The 4,250-nt window shown below is 72.1% G+C and carries 6 protein-coding genes; 4 read left to right on the top strand and 2 right to left on the bottom strand.

All coding sequences use genetic code 11. The features are described 5' to 3' along the window. On the bottom strand, positions 1-494 hold a 494-nt coding region (locus PLL68_RS09860; protein WP_324533630.1), incomplete at its 3' end, for a class I SAM-dependent methyltransferase. Positions 495-560: 66 nt separating this feature from the next. On the opposite strand from PLL68_RS09860, the gene PLL68_RS09855 reads away from it, so the two are divergent. The 4 genes from PLL68_RS09855 to PLL68_RS09840 are packed head-to-tail and all read left to right on the top strand — an operon-like array spanning position 561 to position 3,968. Next, positions 561-1,343, top strand: a complete 783-nt coding sequence (locus PLL68_RS09855) for a hypothetical protein (protein ID WP_324533609.1) — start codon at positions 561-563, stop codon at positions 1,341-1,343. Between the two features lie 14 nt (positions 1,344-1,357). After that, complete coding sequence (mshA, locus tag PLL68_RS09850; protein WP_324533607.1) at positions 1,358-2,674, top strand: D-inositol-3-phosphate glycosyltransferase; 1,317 nt, start codon at positions 1,358-1,360, stop codon at positions 2,672-2,674. 14 nt (positions 2,675-2,688) lie between these two features. Next, on the top strand, positions 2,689-3,198 hold the full coding sequence (locus tag PLL68_RS09845) for a type III secretion system chaperone family protein (RefSeq protein ID WP_324533627.1): 510 nt from the start codon (positions 2,689-2,691) through the stop codon (positions 3,196-3,198). A gap of 32 nt (positions 3,199-3,230) precedes the next feature. Further along, a complete protein-coding gene (locus tag PLL68_RS09840) occupies positions 3,231-3,968 on the top strand; it encodes a phosphoglyceromutase (protein WP_324533605.1) in 738 nt (245 codons plus the stop codon). 2 nt (positions 3,969-3,970) lie between these two features. On the opposite strand, the gene PLL68_RS09835 is transcribed toward PLL68_RS09840, so the two are convergent. Further along, the coding region (locus PLL68_RS09835) for a hypothetical protein (RefSeq protein WP_324533603.1) at positions 3,971-4,250 on the bottom strand (280 nt) is incomplete at its 5' end.

Genomic DNA, 4,250 nt, shown 5'->3' with positions numbered 1-4,250 from the left:
CCGGATGCCGTGAGCGCCACCCACGCCGCGACCCGCCCGAGCTCGTCGCACGTGCCGTCGACGAGCAGGCCGTCGGGGGCGAGTCTGGATGCCGTGGCGTCCCACGCTGCGGCGACCTCACCTTCGTCGTACTGCCGCAACACGTTGAACGCCCGCACGATGACCGGCCGGCGACCCTGCGGCAGGGGAACCTCGAAACCGCCGACGGCGAACCGCAGGCCGGGGCGCTCGAGAGGGCGGGCGGCGGCCACCCGAGCGGGGTCGATCTCGATGCCGACGACCTCGACGTCAGGGCGAACCGCGCTGAGCCGGTCGTGGAGCTCGACGGCGGTGACGGGGGAGGCGCCGTACCCGAGGTCGACGACGACCGGCGGGCCCGGGTGGGCGCGCAGCCGCCACCCCTGCGGACCGGCGAGCCAGCGGTCACAGCGCCGCAACCGGTTGGGGTTGGTCGTGCCCCGGGTGATCACCCCGTGTGGCCGCTGCCGTGTCACCGGGTCAGCGTACGTCCGGCAGTTCGGTGGCTCGAGCCGCCAACCTGCCGGACGTAGGCTGAGACGGTGCTGGACTGGTGGGTTCGACGGAGCCGTGACGGGCGAGTGAGCCTGTCGATGCTGGCCCTGGTCGTCTCGCTGAGCGGCGCACTGGTGCTCGGACTCACCTCGTGGGTGCCGCGTGTCATGGCTCGCGACATCGGGATCGTCGACGTCGAACCGGGGCTTCTCGAGGTCGCGCAGGGGGCGCGCGGGGTGCAGTCGCTCGGGGCCGGGTTGTCGGTGTCCCTCTTCACGTCGGGGTTCCGGCTCGCCCGCGGGAGCGAGGTGCTCGCGGACACGGTGACGCGCGGTGCCCCGGTGTCGGCGATGTTCGGGTCGGTGACCGAGGGAGGGGAGCATCCGCGCGAGACGGTGAGTGGGGTCCTGTCCACCGTGCGCATCGACGCGGTGCGCCGGGTCGGCGACGTGGTCGAGTACCTGGGCGTGGTGCGCGACTCCTCGACGAGCAGACCGCTGCGGATCAAGTTCGAGCCGACCGACGGGTCGATCCGCATGGACGTCCTCGTGCCGGCGGTCGATGCCCTGGCGATCCACCTCGACTGGCGGCCGGCGACGACCGGCATCGCCCCTGCCCTGCCCGAGCGCAACCTGCGCGAGCGGGCGTACTGGGTCGATCCGACCGTCATCGCCCAACCCGCGTTCACCTGGGTGCTCGGCACCGACGTGTCGATCGGTCCGGTCCAGGTGCCTCGTGCCGTCGATCTTCGCCAGGACGGGCGCATCGCGGTGCACGTCTGGGCCCCCCGGGCGGTGGTGACCGTCACGGACACCCCGCGGATGCCGTGACACACTCGGTGGTCATGAGCACGCACCCACGGCAGCGCCGCCTGCACCGCATCGCGATGGTGACCGTGCACACCTCTCCGCTCGCCCAGCCCGGAGAGGGCGATGCCGGCGGCATGAACGTCTACGTGCTCGAGGTGGCCCGGCAGCTGGCCCGGCGTGACATCGCCGTGGACCTGTTCACCCGGACGACGTGTGCGGCCCAGTCCCCCGTGGTCGAGGTGGAGCCGGGGGTCGTCGTGCGCCACCTCGCGGCCGGGCCGTACGAGGGTCTGTCCAAGGAGGACCTGCCCGGTCAGCTGTGCGCCTTCGCGGCCGGCATGATGCGCGTCGCCGCCCACGCGCCGCCGGGGTACTACGACCTCGTGCACTCGCACTACTGGCTCTCTGGACAGGTCGGGTGGCTGGCCGCCGATCGGTGGGGCGTTCCCCTGGTCCACACCATGCACACGATGGCGCGGGTGAAGAACCTGCACCTCGCGGACGGTGACGAGCCCGAACCGCGCGGCCGTGAGATCGGTGAGGCGCAGGTCGTCGAGGCTGCTGACCGGCTCGTCGCGAACACCCCGCGAGAGGCGGCCGAGCTCGTCGAGCTGTACGGTGCGGATCCTGCCCGCGTCGCCGTGGCCGAGCCGGGTGTCGACCTCACCGTGTTCAGCCCCGGCTCCAAGGCCGAGGCGCGAGCGCGCGTCGGGATTCCTGCGGATGCCGTGCTCCTCCTCTTCGTCGGGCGGATCCAGCCGCTGAAGGCGCCCGACGTCCTCGTGCGCGCCGCCGCCGAGCTGGTGCGGCGCCGGCCCGACCTGCGCTCCCGTCTCGTCGTCGGCATCCTCGGCGGGGCCAGCGGTACCGGGGTGCGCAACCCCATGGGCTTGACCGAGCTGGCCCAGCAGCTCGGCATCGCCGACCTCGTCCGCTTCGTGCCACCCGTCGACCGGTCGACCCTGGCGCAGTGGTACCGCGCCGCGGACCTCGTGGCGGTGCCCTCGCACAGCGAGTCCTTCGGGCTGGTCGCGGTGGAGGCCCAGGCGTGCGGCACACCCGTCGTGGCCGCCAACGTCGGCGGCCTGCCCACGGCCGTCGGTCCTGCGGGGGTCCTCGTCGACGGGCACGACACGGCCGACTGGGCGACCGCCCTCGAGGCGGTGCTCCGCGACCCCCGCGGTGCTGCGGCGCTGGCCCGCACCAGCGTCGAGCACGCGGCCGGGTTCTCGTGGGCGCGAACGGCAGGGCGCCTGGCGGAGGTCTACGCCGACGCGATGGACCACCCGCGAGAGGTGCCGATCCACGATGCCGAGCTGCTCACCGGCATCCCCACGGCGGTGATCCCGTGACGGGCAGGGACGAGATGCGGGCCACGATCGAGGCGTTCCTCGCGGCATCCGGTCTGGAGTGGGAACCCGGAGCCCGCGACGACGAGTACGTCGTGGCGCTGCCTGGCGAGAAGAAGCTGAAGACGATCACCTCGCTCGTCGTCTCGGACACGGCACTGTCGGTGTCGGCGTTCGTCATCCGCAACCCCGACGAGAACCACGCCGAGGTCTACCGCTTCCTCCTGCGCCGCAACCTGCGGCTGCCGGGGCTGGCCTACTCGGTCGACAAGGCGGGCGACGTGTTCGTCACCGGCCGGATGCCGGCTGCCGGCGTCGACGTCGACTCCCTCGACCAGCTGCTCGGGGTGGTGCTGACGGCGTGCGACGAGCCGTTCAACGAGCTGCTCGTCATGGGCTTCCTGTCCTCCATGCGCAAGGAGTGGGAGTGGCGGGTCTCGCGCGGTGAGAGCCTGCGCAACCTCGAGGCCTTCCGCGGCATCCTCGCCAGACCCGGCGACCCCGATCCGGGATCCGCGCCCACCTGACCCTGACGGGCGCGGGTGGCTAGGCTGGCGACATGACCGAACACACGCTCATCCTCCTGCGCCACGGCGAGTCCGACTGGAACCAGAAGAACCTGTTCACCGGGTGGGTCGACGTCGACCTCACCGACAAGGGGCGCGCCGAGGCCACTCGCGGTGGTCACCTGATGAAGGATGCCGGGATCCTGCCTGACGTCGTGCACACCTCGGTGCAGCGTCGCGCGATCACGACGGCCAACCTCGCGCTCGACGCCGCTGACCGGCACTGGATCCCGGTGCACCGCAGCTGGCGCCTCAACGAGCGGCACTACGGCGCGCTGCAGGGGCTGGACAAGGCGGCGACGCGCGAGAAGTACGGCGACGAGCAGTTCATGCTCTGGCGTCGCAGCTTCGACACCCCGCCGCCGCCCATCGAGGTCGGCAGCGAGTTCGACCAGACGAACGACCCGCGCTACGCCGGCATCAAGGTGCCGCTGACCGAGTGCCTCAAGGACGTCATCCCGCGGATGATGCCGTACTGGGAGAACGAGATCCGCAGCGACCTCGCTGAAGGCAGGACGGTGCTCGTCACCGCCCACGGCAACTCGCTGCGCGCCCTGGTCAAGCACCTCGACGGCATCAGCGACGACGACATCGCCGGCCTGAACATCCCGACCGGGATGCCGCTCGTCTACCGCCTCGGCGATGACTTCATGCCGACCGGTCCGGGCGAGTACCTCGACCCCGAGGCGGCAGCGGCGGCAGCAGCAGCGGTGGCCAACCAGGGTCGCTGAGCTCAGCCGTCCGTCGGGTGCCGACCCTGGTCCGGTACGCCGTCGAAGAGCACCCGCCCGTCGGCATCCTTGGTGACGAGGCGGTACTCGGCCGCGTCGGCCCCGTTCACGACGGGGACGATGACGGCGTCCTGCCCGCGCGTCGGCACCACCTTGGACACCGGGTAGCCGTCGGGGCTGGTCGAGATGAGCTGCACCTGGGCGGCCCCCGGCGCCGCGACGAGGAAGCGCGCCACCCCGACCCGCTCGTCGGAGGCCCACACGACGAGCGGGTCGCGCGCG

The sequence above is a fragment of the Ornithinibacter sp. genome (assembly GCF_035443565.1).
GTDB lineage: Bacteria > Actinomycetota > Actinomycetes > Actinomycetales > Dermatophilaceae > Fodinibacter.
Note: the sequence above shows the minus strand (reverse complement) of the source record. Positions and strands in the feature narration are given on the sequence as shown.